18 protein-coding genes are annotated in these 17,339 nt (G+C 43.0%); 13 read left to right on the top strand and 5 right to left on the bottom strand.

Features of this window, described 5'->3' with window-relative positions; genetic code table 11:
• Positions 1–14: 14 nt before the first annotated feature.
• Complete coding sequence (locus tag DDT91_RS13590; protein WP_187176741.1) at positions 15–983, bottom strand: PmoA family protein; 969 nt, start codon at positions 981–983, stop codon at positions 15–17.
• 81 nt (positions 984–1,064) lie between these two features.
• Between DDT91_RS13590 and DDT91_RS13585 the strand changes: the two genes are divergently transcribed.
• The 11 genes from DDT91_RS13585 to DDT91_RS13535 all read left to right on the top strand — a co-directional run bounded on the left by DDT91_RS13585 (position 1,065) and on the right by DDT91_RS13535 (position 8,853).
• The gene (locus DDT91_RS13585) at positions 1,065–1,991 is read left to right on the top strand and encodes a ThuA domain-containing protein (RefSeq protein ID WP_187176740.1); all 927 of its coding nucleotides are present in this window, start codon (positions 1,065–1,067) and stop codon (positions 1,989–1,991) included.
• Between the two features lie 151 nt (positions 1,992–2,142).
• On the top strand, positions 2,143–2,757 hold the full coding sequence (locus tag DDT91_RS13580; protein ID WP_187176739.1) for a hypothetical protein: 615 nt from the start codon (positions 2,143–2,145) through the stop codon (positions 2,755–2,757).
• Positions 2,754–3,065, top strand: coding sequence for a DUF3817 domain-containing protein (locus DDT91_RS13575; RefSeq protein ID WP_187176738.1), 312 nt, complete (start codon positions 2,754–2,756; stop codon positions 3,063–3,065). The genes DDT91_RS13580 and DDT91_RS13575 overlap by 4 nt, the downstream gene beginning before the upstream one ends.
• A gap of 3 nt (positions 3,066–3,068) precedes the next feature.
• Positions 3,069–4,085, top strand: a complete 1,017-nt coding sequence (locus tag DDT91_RS13570) for a hypothetical protein (RefSeq protein WP_187176737.1) — start codon at positions 3,069–3,071, stop codon at positions 4,083–4,085.
• Between the two features lie 47 nt (positions 4,086–4,132).
• Positions 4,133–5,011, top strand: coding sequence for a CorA family divalent cation transporter (locus tag DDT91_RS13565; RefSeq protein ID WP_187176736.1), 879 nt, complete (start codon positions 4,133–4,135; stop codon positions 5,009–5,011).
• Between the two features lie 165 nt (positions 5,012–5,176).
• Positions 5,177–5,788, top strand: coding sequence for a c-type cytochrome (locus DDT91_RS13560; protein WP_187176735.1), 612 nt, complete (start codon positions 5,177–5,179; stop codon positions 5,786–5,788).
• Between the two features lie 23 nt (positions 5,789–5,811).
• A complete protein-coding gene (locus tag DDT91_RS13555) occupies positions 5,812–6,231 on the top strand; it encodes a RidA family protein (RefSeq protein WP_187176734.1) in 420 nt (139 codons plus the stop codon).
• A complete protein-coding gene (locus DDT91_RS13550) occupies positions 6,228–6,701 on the top strand; it encodes a hypothetical protein (RefSeq protein WP_187176733.1) in 474 nt (157 codons plus the stop codon). The genes DDT91_RS13555 and DDT91_RS13550 overlap by 4 nt, the downstream gene beginning before the upstream one ends.
• Positions 6,702–7,114: 413 nt before the next feature.
• The gene (locus tag DDT91_RS13545) at positions 7,115–7,810 is read left to right on the top strand and encodes a hypothetical protein (RefSeq protein ID WP_187176732.1); all 696 of its coding nucleotides are present in this window, start codon (positions 7,115–7,117) and stop codon (positions 7,808–7,810) included.
• 6 nt (positions 7,811–7,816) lie between these two features.
• A complete protein-coding gene (locus DDT91_RS13540) occupies positions 7,817–8,251 on the top strand; it encodes a DUF4345 domain-containing protein (protein ID WP_187176731.1) in 435 nt (144 codons plus the stop codon).
• 71 nt (positions 8,252–8,322) lie between these two features.
• Positions 8,323–8,853, top strand: coding sequence for a dihydrofolate reductase family protein (locus tag DDT91_RS13535; protein WP_187176730.1), 531 nt, complete (start codon positions 8,323–8,325; stop codon positions 8,851–8,853).
• A 335-nt stretch (positions 8,854–9,188) separates the two neighbouring features.
• Here the strand turns inward: DDT91_RS13535 and DDT91_RS13530 are convergent, their stop codons facing one another.
• The 4 genes from DDT91_RS13530 to DDT91_RS13515 are packed head-to-tail and all read right to left on the bottom strand — an operon-like array spanning position 9,189 to position 13,297.
• Entirely contained in the window at positions 9,189–9,986 is a 798-nt protein-coding gene (locus tag DDT91_RS13530; RefSeq protein ID WP_187176729.1) for a glucose 1-dehydrogenase, read from the bottom strand.
• 9 nt (positions 9,987–9,995) lie between these two features.
• The gene (locus tag DDT91_RS13525; RefSeq protein ID WP_187176728.1) at positions 9,996–11,042 is read right to left on the bottom strand and encodes a S41 family peptidase; all 1,047 of its coding nucleotides are present in this window, start codon (positions 11,040–11,042) and stop codon (positions 9,996–9,998) included.
• A 6-nt stretch (positions 11,043–11,048) separates the two neighbouring features.
• Positions 11,049–11,882, bottom strand: coding sequence for a hypothetical protein (locus DDT91_RS13520; protein WP_187176727.1), 834 nt, complete (start codon positions 11,880–11,882; stop codon positions 11,049–11,051).
• An 11-nt stretch (positions 11,883–11,893) separates the two neighbouring features.
• Positions 11,894–13,297: a S41 family peptidase gene (locus DDT91_RS13515; protein ID WP_187176726.1), complete on the bottom strand. Its 1,404-nt coding sequence runs from the start codon at positions 13,295–13,297 to the stop codon at positions 11,894–11,896.
• 159 nt (positions 13,298–13,456) lie between these two features.
• On the opposite strand from DDT91_RS13515, the gene DDT91_RS13510 reads away from it, so the two are divergent.
• A complete protein-coding gene (locus tag DDT91_RS13510) occupies positions 13,457–16,453 on the top strand; it encodes a two-component regulator propeller domain-containing protein (protein ID WP_187176725.1) in 2,997 nt (998 codons plus the stop codon).
• Between the two features lie 67 nt (positions 16,454–16,520).
• Positions 16,521–17,153, top strand: coding sequence for a response regulator transcription factor (locus DDT91_RS13505; RefSeq protein WP_187176724.1), 633 nt, complete (start codon positions 16,521–16,523; stop codon positions 17,151–17,153).
• Positions 17,154–17,339: the final 186 nt, after the last annotated feature.

Here is a 17,339-nt window from a genome sequence, read left to right as displayed (position 1 = left end):
CAGATTAGTAGGGTTTATTTGACAAAAGCTCTCCAGTAAGCCTCGGCCTCTTCAGCACTGAGGTCACCATCAAACACAATCATTCTATATTTCAACGTGTAGCGGTTATTGGGCTGTAAATCCCAAGATTCATGGCGGATGGGGCAAAACTCAATGAACACATTTCCTTTGCCGTTGTATTGGCCTACAGGCCAAACCCGCAGGGGTTCTGGGTGGGCCTTGTTGGTATTGTGACTGAGAAAAAGAATTCCACTTTGGCCTGAAGGGTCCGAAGTTTTTCCTTTCACGATAATCCATTTGGCATTGGATCCGTCTGCGGTTTTTCTGTCCTTTCCTTCGGAGGTCAAGATGGTACTGTTGTCGTCTCCCCAAAGTTCAGTAGCGCGAAAACCGATTCCTCCTCCATATCTGTAGTCATCCAATAAAATCCCACCTGGTATTTTGGTGAAAATAGTCGTGGTGTAATCTACCATATATCGCCCCTTGTCTGCCGGTTTTACTTTGATTCTCAAATCTTCCTCAATTGCTATCCGCTCTGATTCGGGGGCTTTCAGATCGATGTGATTTTGGCGGACATTGAGTTCGGCTGCTCCACCCGCAATCTTTTTGGAAAGTACATGCGAAAAATCTACCCTGCCTTTTTCATCACCGAGGTTCCAAAAATCAACCTCTCTCCCGCTGATAGTCGCTCTAGTCCAAGGTCCCCAAATGCCATAGTGATGGTAATGGTCTGCAGGCTGTATCCGGCTGAGTACCTGCCCGCTGGGAGACGTAATCGGGTGGATAAATCCGGATTTGCTAAAGGCTTCCTTAACTCCTGCAGGAACAGGTTCCTTCTTAGTTTGATAGGTTAATACTCTTTGATTATCAATAAGAAAATCTATTCCAGTTGAAGTCTCTTTTAAATCGATATTTTGCGAAAACGTTCGCGTAAAAAAACCGAGAAATAGGAGCAGTAAAAGGAAATTTCTTTTGAAACACATAGAAAATTCTGGTTATTGGGCTTGGAGTTTGAAGATATCAAAATCTGAATGAAAGAATCCAAATTAACCCACCTTAGTCCTATGATGAAGAATATTTTCTACGGAATCGTTTTCTTGTTTTCCATCCAATTCGCCTTCGCACAAAGCCTGCCGGAAGTCACCCTTAACGATGAATGGAAAGCTAAAATCAGGGCCTTGGCACCTGAAAAAGTGGCTTTTCACAGCCCAAGAAAGAAAAATATTCTCGTTTTCTCCTTGCATACAGGATTCAACCATTGGGTAATTCCGCATACGGAGGAAATGATCAAAATCCTCGGAGAGAAAAGCGGTGCTTTTCATGTGGTGGGAAGTAAAGACATCAGCGAATTTGAAGTAAAGAATCTCAAAAAATATGATGCGGTCATCCTAAATAACACCTGTTCCAAGCCGGATCATCGGAATTTGTTTTGGGACAAATTGAGGGCAGATTCAAATGCCGATTCAGCCAGTTTGATGAAAAAAGCACAAGAGCTGGAATCCAATCTCCTCGAATATGTAAAAAAAGGCGGTGGTCTTATGCTTCTCCATGGGGCAGTAACTACCCAAAACAATTCCTGGGAATTTAGCAGATTGGTTGGTGCCAGTTTTGATTATCACCCACCCCAACAATCCTTCCAGGTACATTTAGAAGATCCCAAGCACCCCTTGGTTTCTGCTTTTCCTGCTGAAGGATTTAGCCATATTGATGAACCATATTTCTATAAAAACGCCTATTCAGAACTGAACTTTAAACCCCTGCTCTATTTCAACAATGCAGATATCAAAAGCCAGCGAAAAGGACAAGAGTTGACGGAAGGCAAAACCTATGTGGCCTGGATCAGAGCAGAAGGGAAAGGAAAAGTAATGTATGCCTCTCCTTCTCACAATGCACAAAGCTTTGAAAACCCTCAGCTATTACGATTCTTCCTAGATGGAATGCAGTATGTCGTAGGAGATGTAGTCTGTGATGAGACTCCGCTTAAAAACTAAATGGTGAGGAAAAATAGCCCTCAATTGAAGAGCACTGCTTGAAATTTCAGGCGGTGCTTTTTCTTCATAAACCCAACAAATATTATCCTTACAAAGTCCTTTTTCAAAACTTCCCTTTTGCCAAGAAGCATTTTTTAGCCAATTTCCCGACATGGAACATGACAGCTTGGAAAACCTAAAAGTGTTTTTGGAAGAGGAGCTTTTTCTTATCCCGGAGGATCTGAATAAACTGGAGGAAGAGCTTTCCGGTAAAAAACCTTCCTCTGCCCATTCTGCTAAAAAAAATCCTATTCAACCACTTTCAGAAACGGAAGAAAAAACTTCAACCATACACGTTGAGGTCACTTCACCTGAACCGGAAGAAATTAAACCAGAACCTATTCCCCTAAAAGGCAATTTCACGAAGGGAATCCTGATTCTTCACGAGGAAGCAGAACTTAGTGCTGAAGTCATGGATATGTTGGTCAAAATGATCAATGCCTGCGGTCATTCTATGAATGAGGTGGGAATGGTTTCTTCTGAAGTTTTGGAAAATCGAAGTATGGAAGATTTCCAAGCCCTCAATGCTCACGTGGTTTTGAAATTTGGGAGGATTAAACACCCTGTTAATGCTATCTCCGCTTCACCTTATGAGGTCTATTCCGAGGATGAAACAGAATACCTGTTTGCTGATGCTCTGTCTGTTATAGCTGAGGACAAGCCACTCAAAATAAAACTCTGGAAATCTCTTCAAATTCTATTTAACCTTTCTACCGGTACGAAATGAACGCCGAACAAACCAAATGGGCCAGAAGATTCAAATGGATCAGCTTAATTGAAGGCCTTTCTTTCTTGATTCTACTGGGTATTGCCATGCCGCTTAAATATATGTTTGACATGCCTTTGGCGGTCACTTATGTGGGATGGGCTCACGGTATTTTGTTTATCATTTATATCTACTTGGTATTTCCCACCTCGCAAAGCCTGAAATGGGAATTTGGCAGGACTTTCTTTGCGCTGCTGGCCTCTATTTTACCATTTGGACCATTTATTTTCGACCGCAACCTCAAAAAAAGCCAACAAACCAAACTTTAAGCAATGGCCTTGATCAGTAAGAAAAAGCTCATTTACCCCATTGGTACGGGCTTGCGTCGATACCTGATCAAGTATGGAAGGGAAGTGGATATCCCCATCCATTACCATGAACTCCTGAGGTATTCCAATTCCGTGGCGCTGTATGATTCCAAAGATCAGGATACGCTTTGGGAGACGGTTTTTTATGATCAAAGTGACTGGGAAGAGATTCATCACAACGTCAAAAAAATCTATGCCCTTCTGAAGGCAGGCGGGGATATGAGTGTGATGGAACACCTCTATATCGACCGGATCGATTTATGCATTTATGGCAATACCCAACCTTTCAGAGTTCGTATTGTAAACCGGATCAACGATAACTTCGACTACTTCTACATCAAAAGGGCAGATGCTTCGAGAGTTTATGGATTAGAATTGGAGGATCTTCTTTCACCCAACCGGATCAGCTACTTAGTACACAAAGACACCCTTATCGAAGAGCATATAGCAGGGATCCCCGGAGATAAATTCATGCGTCAGCACATGGATGATCCCAATCTCAACCCGATCCGATTGGCTAAGGAATTTGTCAAGTTTAACGAACGCTGTTTTGTAAGGCTTTTAGGAGACATGCACTCTTCCAACTTTGTGGTGGATGTGACACCTGATTTTGAAGAAACGCATTATCGAATACGTGCGATCGATTTTGATCAGCAATCCTATGAGGGGAAAAAATCCATCTATCTTCCACAATATTTCAAAGAAAACAATACCCTCATCAGATTGGGAATGGATATCATCACACCAGAATCCATGCGTCAATATCAGCGGGAAGAGCGGGCCCTGATCGCCACGCGATTCAGATCCTCCCATAAAGAGATTGAAGATATTCTGCATACCATGGAGCGGGATCAGATCGCTCCTCCTGAACATGTGGAATCTCTTAGAGCAGATCTGGCCAAGCATTATAAAAATGATGGATTTCTCAAATGTCAAAATATGGGAGGTATCCTGAGAATGAGTTTGGAGCTTTTGCTTTAATCTTGAAATAAAAGGCTATTTTTCTTGAAGTAACCAAACTTATCTGTATGGGTCAAGTCAAAAAAGAGTTTGAGAATTTTAACTGGATAGATCTTGAAAATCCGAAAATGTCAGAATTGTCAGAGCTCGTGAGACCTCACGGAATCAGCCTTCACTTGCTGGAAGATACTCTGCAAATCGGTCACCTGCCCAAAATTGAAAAAGTAGGAGAATTCAATTTTTTGATTCTCAGGGCATACTCGGCGAAAGATGAAGACATCGCCTCAGAAATTTCCGAACTGACCAATAAAATCGGTTTCTTTTTCAATGATAAAATGATGATCACGATCCATCAAAAGCAATTTGGTTTTTTGAATTCCATAGAAGGACATTTTGAAGACACTGAGTCGCTGATTCTGAAAATCGCCGAAAGAATGCTGGATACCTACGAAGGACCAGCAGACTGGCTATCCGAGCAAATGGACCGTTTTGAGCAGGATATTTTTCTTAATCACAGCAAAAAGTTTTCTGTAGAAGCCCTCTACTATGATAAAGCCAAAGCTAGGGCCTGCAAAAAACTCATGCTATTGACTCAGATGGTGCTCAATCAAATCCCTGTCAAACCCAAAAACCAAACTCAGGTACAGGATTTGAAAGAAACAGTAGCAAGTCTAATTCTCCAATTTGATGACTTTTTGGATGAGGCCAATTCTTTATTGAATATCCATCTCGCCTCTAACTCTCAAAAGACGAATGACGTCATGAAACTTCTTACCATCTTCTCTGCCTTCTTCTTGCCACTGACCTTCATTGTAGGGGTATATGGGATGAACTTTGAATTCATGCCGGAATTAAATTGGGAGCTGGGATACTTTTTCACTTGGGGTATTATGGTGGGAATTTCCATATTGATTTTCATCTGGTTTAAAAGAAAAAATATCATTTGAAGCTTTAGCTGACTGAGCAAAATAAAGCGTGCTATAGCAGATAGTTTTAGATTGACAAAAATCTGTTGGTAGTAAGATTCCAGATGAAATTGAGTGCTTGGCACCTTTTGGTGCAACCTCTACCCTACTTTTTCCATCTCTTGGCAAAATCAAATCTCTTTTGCTATGCAACATCAAATCAAACTTTTCCTGGGCTCCGTCGGATTGATCGGAGCCTTAGCCGCCTGTCAATCTCCGGCTGAGAGTTCTAAAATCACCAAAGCCGAGTCGACAAAAGCAACCTATTCGGAATTTCCATCTCAAGAGGCCCTAGGTGAGCATTTGGTAACCATCGCAGGATGTCACGATTGCCATACTCCCAAAAAAATGGGACCAAATGGACCTCAATTGGATATGGAAAATGCCCTTTCCGGACACCCATCAGCACTTCCCATTCCGGATCTTGACAGGTCAGAACTCGAATCCAAAGGTGCCGCAGCCACTCAAACCATGACTGCTTGGATTGGTCCTTGGGGAGTTTCTTTCTCATCCAACATTACCTCGGATCCCACCGGAATCGGAAACTGGACCGAAGAGCAATTTTTCACCGCCCTAAGAGAGGGCAAATCCAAGGGGATTGCGACAAACCGACAGATGCTTCCTCCCATGCCTTATGAAATGTTTCGCCACATGACGGATGAGGAAATCCGAGCAATTTTTGCTTACCTGAAAAGTACCAAGCCGGTCAACAATGTGGTTCCAGAGCCACTTCCACCCCTCAGTGCACAACTCCAATAATTCAAAATTGAACCCTATTTAACATGAAAGCCAAACTAGTTGCAGCCGCACTTTTTTTCTTTTCGCTGAGCGCTTTTGCACAGGAAAAAACACTGCACTACAATGAACAGGTGGAGAAAGAATGGAACTACGCACAGGTCTACAGGACTGGGAATCTGCTCTTTCTTTCGGGAGTCACCGCCAAAGGAACCATGGAAGAATCCGTAACGCATGTCTATAAAGTCCTGCAAATGACTTTGGACAAGTACGGGCTGGACAAAACCCATGTGGTCAAAGAAGGACTCTTCACCCGGGATATGGAAGCAATGAAAAAGGCCCAGCCAATCCGCAAAAAGTTTTACGGTGAGCATAGCCCAGCCAGCACTTGGGTTCAGATTGACCGACTCTTTGAGGAAGATTACATGCTGGAAGTAGAGTGGGTTGTCGAAATCGAAAAACAATGAGCTACTCCACAAAAAGCCCGCAAAAAAATCACCGTATAGCATGGTTAATGGTCTTTTTGATCTGTCTCGGGTTTAATTCCCTTTGCCTGGGACAGACGCTTTCCCCCATGGAATCTCTGCTTGAAGCCGATCGAAGTTTTTCCAAAATGGGAAAGGAAAAAGGACTCAAGGCTGCATTTTTCCACTTTGCGGATCCGGAAGCGATTTTGCTGAGGGATGGCAGTGAACCCATCCGTGGACTGGAAGCTATTGGAAAATCCTTCGGCCCGGAGGTTCCGGGGTTTGTACTGGCTTGGGAGCCTGAATTTGCGCGGGTAGCAGATTCCGGTGAATTAGGCTATACTCTAGGGCATTTTCAGGCTTTGGATTCAGAAGGTAGCATCCTGAATAAAGGAAGCTATACCTCCGTTTGGAGGAAAAATCCCAAGGGTGAATGGAAATGGTTGATTGATGTGGGTGTAAATCATTAAATAAACATTTCATTTATTATCTGATACGATAACCAATGACTCCTTCCGGGGTGAAAGATCCTAGAAGAAATGGTCCAAGTCTTTTGATTTGGACCTTCTTTTTTTAAGTCTTCAGACTCATTATGGAATTTCCTTAACAAAATGGGCAGACCAAAACTGCTTATTAGTCAACACAAGTCAGGAGACTTCCACTAAATGAGACGGCTAAAAGTTCTTCTGACTAGGAGTCAACCTATGGAAGTCTGCATACTACCATTAGCATTCGCTGGAACAAGAGCATTCTTAGACTTCATTCCCTTATTCACCAGTCTGAAGGTTTACTTAAAATGGGTAAATCCACACAAATTTTTTAATCAAAAAGCAACCTATCTCCCCTTTTTTCAATCATACCAACAAAACCAACTATTACTAAAATGAAAATCTTAAAAATCACTTTTCTAGCCTTTTGGGGGATATGCTTTGGGGTATCAGCCCAGCAACTCCAGCAACCTTTGGAGGACTTTCCGCTTTCCAACAAAGGATATGCACTTCTTAAAACCGGAGAAGTCATCGAAGGGAAAATTATCAATTCCACCAGTACTCGCGGAATCACCAAAGTCAGCTTGGAAGACGAATCCGGCACTCGCCACAAGATCAGTGCAGAAGACATGTACGAATTTGCCATCGCGATGAATGGTGCCGTCAGGCTTCAGTACGTTATGGACAGAGGTTCTTCGGTTAAAAAATTACTCTCCAAAGATCAACCTACTGCAAAACCCAAAGACTTTATCATCTATCGTAACGCCAGTGTGAACGGAGAAAAGGAATTGCTTCTACAGCTGCTCAATCCGGATTTTGACGAAGTATTTGAGGTGTTTTATGATCCCGTAGCCAGAAAAACCTTTGGCTTGGAGGGAGAGTACATCAAATGGACTGGAGATAAACACAGAGCCTTTTTTATCTCCAAAAATGGGGGGCCTCTGATGAAAGTGAAGAAAGGTAATTACAAAAAGGCTTTTGAATCTCTTTTTGGCGATTGCCCGCAGGTTCTTTCGGATGTTAGAAAAGCCAAACTGGAAGACCTGGAAAAACACATTCTGTTGTATCAAAATTACTGCACACTAAATTAAGGAGTCATGAAAAAATTAACTAACTGGGTGCTTTTCACCCGAATTTACCTGGGGTTTTCCATGCTTTCCCTGCTCTCTGTAAGCGTGATGGCACTCGTAGATCCTCAGTCCGTGATGGACTTGGTAGACGTCCAACTCGGGAACAACGATGCCTTGAGTTCGATTCGAGGAGTATACGGTGGTGTAGGTATTACTATCTGCCTTAGCATATTCTACCTACTGATCAATCATCCGGAGAAAGGGGCAGGATTTCTTAGTATTTTTTGGGGAGCTTATGCATTCTCCCGGCTGATCACCCTGATTTCAGATGGTCCTTTAGGAGACTTTGGAAGCCAATGGCTAATGATCGAATCCGTTATGGCGCTGATCGGACTGGGATTCTGGCTTGCCCTTAATTCCAAAAAAAGTAAACAAAAATTCATCTTAGATCCGGGATTGTAAGTAAAATCAGGCAATAAATTAAACCGCTTTGTGGTTTGTTCCAAAGCGGTTTTTCATGTTTTAAAAAGATTATGAAAGGAAAATGCATTCTGTATATCGCTTCTAGTGTAGACGGCTATATCGCCAAACCGAACGACAATCTTGACTTTCTCAATTTGGTAGCACAAGAAGGGGAAGACTATGGATACGGACAGTTTTATGAGCAAATCGACACGGTCATTTTGGGCAAACGGACGTATGATTGGGTAATGGGACAAGTGAGTGATTTTCCCCATCAGGGAAAGGAAACCTATGTGCTCACCCGTCAAATTTTGAATCCTATCGGAACCGTTCAGTTTTATTCAGGTGAACTTTTGGACCTGGTTTCCAGGCTAAAACACAAACAGGGAAAGAACATTTTTATCGATGGGGGTGCCCAGACAGTTTATCGGTTTTTGGAGAAAGGCTTATTGGATGAGTTGATTATTTCCTTTATTCCTGTCCTTCTTGGAGAAGGAATCCGACTGTTTCAAGAGGGATTTTTCGAGCAAAAGCTGGAATTGATCAGCTCCCAATCCTACCCCAGTGGCTTGGTTCAGGTTCACTATCGAGTAGTGAGGTAAGAAAGTTAGTAATCAGATTAAGGTTGCTAAGGACTTGAGATCTCTTTTTCAAAGGAGATCGCTCCATACTTCTTGTTTTCCTGCTTTTCCAAAAGCAGGAGATATCTGTACAGATCTGAATTCTCTGAATCTGCAGATCGTTAAAAAACTGATCCAAGGATAGCCAAGTTTGGAAAGGTGGTTTAAGTCCCAAAGGAGTATCAAGGGGAGAAGAGCATCCATTAGGTACTAAGAAAACAAAAAAGGAATGGGACATTGCCCCATTCCTTTTAAAATTTGAACGTATTAAGTTTGGCTTAACGAAGAATTAGATACAAATAAAGCCTTCTAAATCCTCACTCCGGCCTCGCCTCCGATCCTGCCAAGATTCCTCCATCCACATTCAGCTCGATTCCGGTAACGTATTTGGATTCATCCGAAGCCAAGTAGAGTGCAGCAAAAGCCACATCTTCTGGATTACCAAAATGACCAAGCGGAATTCCCGCTTCTAAGTCTTTGATGATTTTTTCCCTTATCTCTCCTTCTCCAAGCATGGCATCCCACATCGGAGTCATGATGGCAGCAGGGTGAATGGAATTACAGCGAATGTTATAGCATTTTTCAGCACAAAGAAGGGCAACGGATTTGGTATGGTTTCTTACCGCTGCCTTGCTTGCTGCATAGGCGGCTGCTCCTGGAATTCCCACGAGGCCGCTACGTGAAGAGATATTGATGATGCTTCCTTGACCTTTTCGCTTCATCAGCGGGATGGCGTATTTGCACCCCAATACGGTGCCATTGAGATTGACACGCATCACTTCCTCAAAGGATTCCATATCCGGATTTTCTGCGTCAAAAGGTCCTTTGGTTTCCAGAAAACCGGTGATTCCTGCATTGTTGACCAGAATATCCAGTCCACCAAATTCAAGCAGCAGCTTTTCATAGACCAATTGCCACTCTCCTTCATTTTTTACATCCAAATGAGTGTAGCAAGCCTTTTCGCCAAGCTCTTTGGCTATGGCTTTACCCTGTTCATCCCGGATATCGGATAAGATTACCCTTGCTCCTTCCTTATGAAAAATTCTGGCAATGCTTTCTCCAATACCCCGAGCGGCTCCTGTAATCAGGGCTGTTTTGTTATCTAGTCTACCCATAAAAATTTATTAATTTTCCAACAAGATACTCAATGCACGGGTCAACGCCCTATCCATCCCTTCAGACACCTCTTCAGGGGTGTTTTTTACCACCTGATCGGGCTCCAAACCTATTCCTTCGTAGCTGATTCCATTTTGGTCCCGGAAATCCCCCGTACTCATGGCGACAATCCAGCCATTGGGCAATTCCCATTTGGGATTGTCGGAGAAGGCTCCATAGGTAAAGTCGCCTACGATTTCCACCTTTTGGTTTTGACGCATAGCCAAGGTAAAAGTCTCTCCTGCACTGCCGGTACCGCGATCAGTAAGTAAGACTACTGGCTTAGGGTATCCCCCTGATTTAGGAGCTACTTCCCAAAGAATCCAGTCCGAAAAATCACCTGACTGTGCCGATTGCTTAAAACGAGTTTTCATGTAAAGCTTTTTTGCAGTAGCAAAATAACTGGCCACCACCTGTGCAGATCGGTCGTCTCCTCCCTCGATTCCGCGGGCATCAAAAATCAGTTCATCCGTATCGGCTAATTCTGATAGGGCAGTTTTGACATGCTTCTCATAAAATCCCGGAGCTTCCCCCAAATGATCCAGATAAAGGTATCCTATGTTGGTGTTTTTGAATCTTCCATACAGAACCAAAGGATTGTCTGAAGGCCCAAAAAGGGTTTCCTCAGAGAGGTTTTCGCGAATTAGATCCAGGTCAAAGGTACCCACTGGGTAAGTAGGTCCGCTGTCAAATCTGCGAAAGCCGGGATTGGGCTTCACCAGCCACACATGCCCATCATTAAGACGTGAAAGCATTTGTGAGGAGACTTCAAAAAGCTCGTCCTCGCTCATTTGGTCAGTTACTTGAGGAGAAAATTCCGCATGGATTGCATTCCAATCCAACTGCTTTACTTCAAACAGTCCATAGTGCTCGTCAAAGCTCGACCAGAGGTATTCAAAGGTAGAAACAGGGCTTTGACTGGGTTCCTCGCCCAGCATCAATTCATTACAGGACACCAAGCCCAGTCCATAGACCCAAAGGCTGGTTAAAAAAGAGGTTTTGACAAATCGGTTCATGGCAGCTTAGTTGGTTGGTGAAAATTGAAAATGATATACCCAGGAAAGGGCCAGTTCATGGTTGGACTTTTTGATGGATTGAGGTTGGGAATAGGACATCCAGTCATAAGCATAGCCTAGCTCCAGACTGCTTCGATGGGCCAAGCGATACCGGTAGGCCACACGGAGTTCCGGTTGCTGAAGCTGATGGACAGCCGTCATTTCACTTTCGCCTAAGAAGCTCTTAACCTGTGATTTTTCAGGCTCAGAAACTACATTGCTGTAAGGCATTCTGGCTATAAGAGAGAAAATGGGAAGTTGAAGATCTCCCAATAACTGATGCCTTTGTCCCAATTTCATCAGGTGGGTATACCGGATTGACAGTCCCAGCTGATTCATGGCCCAGGTATTCATAGCCAATCCATCGGCATAGTGGATTTGATTGCGGAGATTGATTCCCAGAAAAGATTCCAGCTTTTCAGTTTGGTGCAGCCTTCGCTGATAGCCTGCACTTACTTCTCCGAAATATTGGGTAGGAATAAGCAGAAATCCCTCTCCACCTTCCTCAAACTGAAACTCCCGCTCTCCCAAGGCCGGTGCAATCATGTGTCCCGTTTTGGCTTCTGCACCAAATTCCCAGCGATTTCGTCCCTTCATTCGCTTATAATCCAGATGAACGCCATTGTAATCCGTGAAGTAAATCATCGGCGAGGCTTGCAGATCATGCAATTTTTGAGTTCCTCTCAGATAAGAAATGGTTAGCTCTGCTCCCGGAGTTTGAATTTTGCTCTGCGAATTGCCCAAGATGCTTCCTCCCAGCAAGCCTCCCGCCGCCAGTAAGATTTTAAATAGTTTAGACATAAGTAGTTGGTTTAGAGGTTGGGTCGAACGACCAATTCAAGTGCTTTTTCCATGACAGGGTCCTTGCCACTATGGAGGTCTTCAGCAACAGGAATGACCGTATGATTGGGTACTATTCCCCGGTTTTTGGGCATTTGAGGATTTAGATTTGCCATATGGAACCCCAGTCTTGGAATACCCAGATCTATTTTGGAATTAGGTAAAGTAACGATGGTGAAAAATCCACTGCTGTTTACTTCCGCTCCTCCGGCAGTTTCTTCGCCCACAAAATGCGCCCTTCCATCAGCCTGAACCCGGGAGGCAAACTCAGTGGTAACCGAAAAGCTTTGACCGTCCAGTAAGACAATCAGATTGCCATTGAATCGGTTTTTGTAAGGTTGGTAGGTTTTTAAGCCATGAGCTTTGGTGAATCGAACAGAACCATTTCTTTCTTTTGAAAAGGAATTTAATATTCTGAAGATCTTGGAAGTATGGCTTGGATAGGCTGTTTTTTGATTTTCCCGTGTACTGACAAAATCATAGTATTCAAATTCATCCTGAGCGAGATAGCGGTACAGTTCAATTCCCAGTTTTTCAAATCCACCTTCGTTCCCACGCAGATCAAGAATCAGATTGCAGATGTTTTCCTCCTGGAGTGAATTGAATGAGTTTTTCAAAAACTGCTTGAAATCAGGTTCATGCTTGTAGGAGAAAAAACGGTTGATTTTGAGGACGCCCGTCCATCCATTGGTCAACCGAAAAGAAAAAGGAGTGTCTTCTTGAGGATAGCCAGCCTCAATTTGACTTTTATTCACGCCTTTTCCTTCCCAAGTCAGGGATTTTCCCTCATGGATAAGTTCTACCCTGTATAGGTCCGGCAAGCCATATTCCAATGCATAATAGGCAGGAAAGTAGCGGTTAAGCTGGTATTTTTTCCCTCCTTCGCTGTCTCCGTCTCCAAAAGTCAGCCTGCTCCAAATGGTTTCTTTAATGGTTGCTATTGGGGTACCGTTGATCCGTACTACCTCTGCAAGAACAGGTACACTTTCTCCACTGAAGTGAGCCAAAACTTTTACCTTATTCTCTTCAAAATAAAGTTTGAGCGGAAAAAGATCCGATTCAAAAGCACCATAATGCTGATCTTCCCCTTGAATGATCCATTTGAGATGGCCATCTTTCAAGGCTGAAACAGCCGGTAACATGGTTTTGTAAAACTCGACCTGGTTCAGGGGCTCATCGAGTTTGCTTTCAATTCCGGAAAAAATAGCTTTAAAATCAGCGCTATCTGTATAACGGTACATTTCCGGATGAAATCTTTGCAACGCATCAAGGAAAATTTCAAAATCTTCCTTCATTTGCTCAGGTTTGAGCGTTTGGGCCTGAGAAAAAGGCAATAGAGCCTGCAAGCCGAGTAGAAGTGTGAGTAGTTTTTTCATGGTTTATCTATGGTGAAGTTCAAACTGATTTTTGCTTTTCTACTTCCGAGATGGATCTTCCACTGTTTTGGTTGCTTGGCCCATGACCACATAATCATGTGATTTGATGCTATTCTAGACCAAAAAATTTCCTTAAAAGCCTATTTTTAACCTAACAAAATGAAAAAATCACTTTTACTTCTTCTGTTGTTTCTAAGCTGCTGGATGCTGAAGGCAGAGACCAAACGATTTTATGTAACCCGATTGGGCACAACAGAGGGATTGGCTTCCAATCAGGTCTTGACGGTATTCAAAGACAAGCATAATTACCTATGGGTCGGGAGTTCTAATGGGCTACAGCGTTTTGATGGGCGAAAATTCATGACCTATCAGATGGACACTCCCCAGGGACGTCTGCCCGCCCAATCTATTTCGGAGATTTTGGTGGATCTTGATGGAAAAATGTGGTTGCGGGTAGGCGATCAATACGGCACTTACATTCCTGAAAAGCAAGAGTTCTCCCCTGTTCCATTTGAAAAAAATGAAAATCGATTCCAGGGTGAATCTCTTTGGATGGATAGGCAAGGAAACCTTTTTGTGATCCTCTTTAACAATAAGCTCCTTTGGATCGATCAAAAAAACGGAAAAATCACGGACCAAAATCTCCCAATCAAAATTCCCGATGGGTGGAGACCAAGGTCGATTTTTGAAGACAAAAAGGGACGGTATTGGGTAAGCAACATTGAAGGAATCAGTGTCTATGATCCTCAAAATGGGGCGATCTACACCCATGACTCCAATCCCCTCGGACTGGAAGTGCTCAAAAAACCAGATCTGAGTTATGTGTTTAATGTGTATGAGGACTCAGAAGGCATCTTTTGGATCAATTACTGGGCTCCGGATGAAAGGTTACTTTCTTACGATGCACTCACGAAGTTCTGGAGAAATCACAAAAGCGAGATTGCTCCCCCCAACGACAATTATCAGGAAGCTTATGGAAGCCTTGAATTACCCCATGCTGAAATTTGGAGGTACGGAATTCAAACGCTGGCAAGTTTTGACCGAAGATCAAAAAAGTTTAGCCCTTTGATTCAGAGCGATATCCAGTTTGATAAAATCTCCAAACTTCTTTGGGACGAAGCAGGTGGCATTTGGATGGCTACCGATGCGGGACTTTACTTCCTGCACTTTGATACACCCAGTATTTATTTCTTGGAGCGAACTATCGAAAACGGAAACTTTGAATATCAAGCCATAGAAGAAGTAATCCATCGCGGGGATACAAGCGTCTGGCTGGGAAGCTGGGGCAAAGGAATTGGAATAATAAAACCCCTGGTCGGGGAATTAGATACAAAATGGATGTACCAAGGTGCGCCTAAGGGCATCGAATCCTACCAGGTCTGGGATCTACATCATGATAAAAAGCGCAATGTCGTTTGGGTAGCTCTTCAAAAAGGGCTATTACAGGTTATTGAATTGGATTCAAGAAAAGTACACTTTATTTATCCCGAAGCCTTTGAAGGATCCACCATCAGGACAATTGCAGAGGATCAAAATGGAAACCTATGGTTTGGAACCCAAAGCGGGAGTATTATCAAGTATGAAGGAAAAGGAATAGACAAGTCAGGATTTCGCAGATACCGCAAATTTCAGGGAAGAATTCCCAAACTCATGATCAGCAGAGATCAACATCTCTGGGTAACCACAACCAATGAAGGTGTATACGAACTTGATCTTCAGGAAGGAAAAATTCTCCGACACCTGGATAATACCCTACTGAATTCGAACAACAACGAACGGCTCCTGCAAGTAAATGACAGTATTTTCCTGATAGGATTCGAGTTATTAAACAAATACAATCTCCGAACAGGCCAAAATGAAGTATTCTCATACTCCAATGGATTACTCAGCAACACCATTTTCGGAATGGAAATAGATGCTGATGGCTTAGTGTGGATTTATACTCCGAATGGAATGACCCGATTTGATGTGCAGACTAACACGTTTTACTCTTTCGGGAAAAATCATTTCTTCTCCAACATTCCAAACGATGGCAGAAGTGGAACCCGATTTTCCAACGGAGAATTGGCTTTTGTGAGCAATAACGGAATCCTCATTTTTGATCCTAGACAATTTGCCAGAAACCTCCCTCCTCCCATTCCGACGATCACCAGTATCGAGCTTTTTGGTGAATACATAGGTGATGGGACATTGTCAGAAATAAGGAGAAAGTTTACTTCTCAAGAGAATAGCCTAACCTTTGATTTTAACATTCTCAATTTTTCAATCCAGGACAGATTTACATACCAATATCGATTGGTGGGAGTTGAAACGGATTGGATCATGGCAAATACGAATTTTCAGGCCGTGTATTCTCTTCTTCCACCAGGAGAATACCAGTTTGAAGTAAGAAGTGTGAATGAATCGGGTGTGGTGTCCCAACCTGCAATCTATGCCTTCGAGATCAACCCTAGTCTTGTGCAGACTTGGTGGTTCAAAGTGTTTTTGGGAATTGTATTTTTAGGAATCGTTTATCTCATATATAGGCTGCATGTAAATCGGATTTTGGAAGTTGTCAAAATCCGAAGCCGCCTGGCGCGTGATCTCCACGATGACATGGGCTCGACCCTGAGCACCATCAACATTCTCAGTTCCATGGCCAAAACCAAAATTGGAACGGATCCAGCCAAATCGAGCGAATACATCTCCAAAATTTCCGAAAACAGTCAGCGGATGATGGAAGCCATGGATGACATCGTCTGGAGTATCAAGCCCCAGAATGACACCATGGAAAAACTGATCGCAAGGATGAGGGAATTTGCCAATCAAGTCCTGGAAAGCAAGGATATTTTTTTCAACATGGAGATTGATGAAAAAGTCCTGGGCATGAAGCTCAGCATGGATGCCAGAAGAGATCTGTTCTTGATCTTCAAGGAAGGAATCAACAATGCGGCGAAATATTCTAAAGCCAAAAGAGTTTTCATTTCATTCACCTTGGAAAAAAATCTTTTTACCATGAAAATAAAAGATTACGGAGTGGGTTTTGACTTAAAAGACTTGGATGAAGGAAATGGGCTGGAGAATATGAATAAGCGGGCTGCCAATCTAAGTGGTACCCTGACTATCAATTCCAAACCGACAGAAGGAACCGAATTGATATTGAGAATTAATCTGTAATTCCACATCAATATGTGATTGAGGCGCAAGCGATAGCCCACTAATTTTGAATCATCAAAAAAATGCCATGATAAAACTGCTGATCTATGAAGACAATGCCCAACTGAGGGAAGGATTGACCATGTTGATCGATGGCAGTGAGGGTTTTAGTGTGTTGGCTGCATTTAAAAACTGCTCCAATGTGGCACATGAAGTCAAAACTTTTCGACCGGATGTGATCCTGATGGACATTGATATGCCCGTAGTCAATGGGCTCGAAGGACTAAAACGGATCCGAGAGACAGATGATGAAGTCAAAGTTTTGATGCTGACCGTATTTGACGACCATAAGAATATTTTTCAGGCACTCCAAAATGGTGCAAATGGCTATATTTTGAAGAAAACTCCTCCCGCCCGGCTTTTGGAATATATCCAGGAAGCTTCTACGGGCGGAGCTCCCATGACTGCTTCTGTGGCGGCACAGGTATTAAAGATGTTTTCTCAAATGAATTTGCCTGCCGACAAGGATTACAATCTTTCCGACAGGGAAAAGCAAGTGCTCCAGCTATTGGTCAATGGGTATTCCTACAAAATGATCGCCGCAGAGATGTTTATCGCGATGGATACGGTCCGCTCTCATATTAAAAAGATCTACGAAAAGCTCCACGTCAATTCAAAAAGTGAAGCAGTCGCAAAAGCATTCCGGGACAAATTGGTGTGATTTTCCGGATATTGACCAGTGGATCACAAGGTATCAGACCTGCCGGGTTTTAGAAATCCGGCAGGTCTTTTTTTTAACCTAATCCGACTCACATATTTTGGAATTTCCGGGTCGATTTCCTCCATTTTCCACCCATTTATGTGATTTACACAGGTTGTTTTTTGAAGCAATTTTGTCTTGTTCTTA

Origin of the sequence: Algoriphagus sp. AK58, assembly GCF_014324365.1 — a bacterium.
In the GTDB taxonomy this organism is placed as follows: Bacteria; Bacteroidota; Bacteroidia; order Cytophagales; family Cyclobacteriaceae; genus Algoriphagus.
This window is presented reverse-complemented; position numbering and strand designations above follow the sequence as displayed.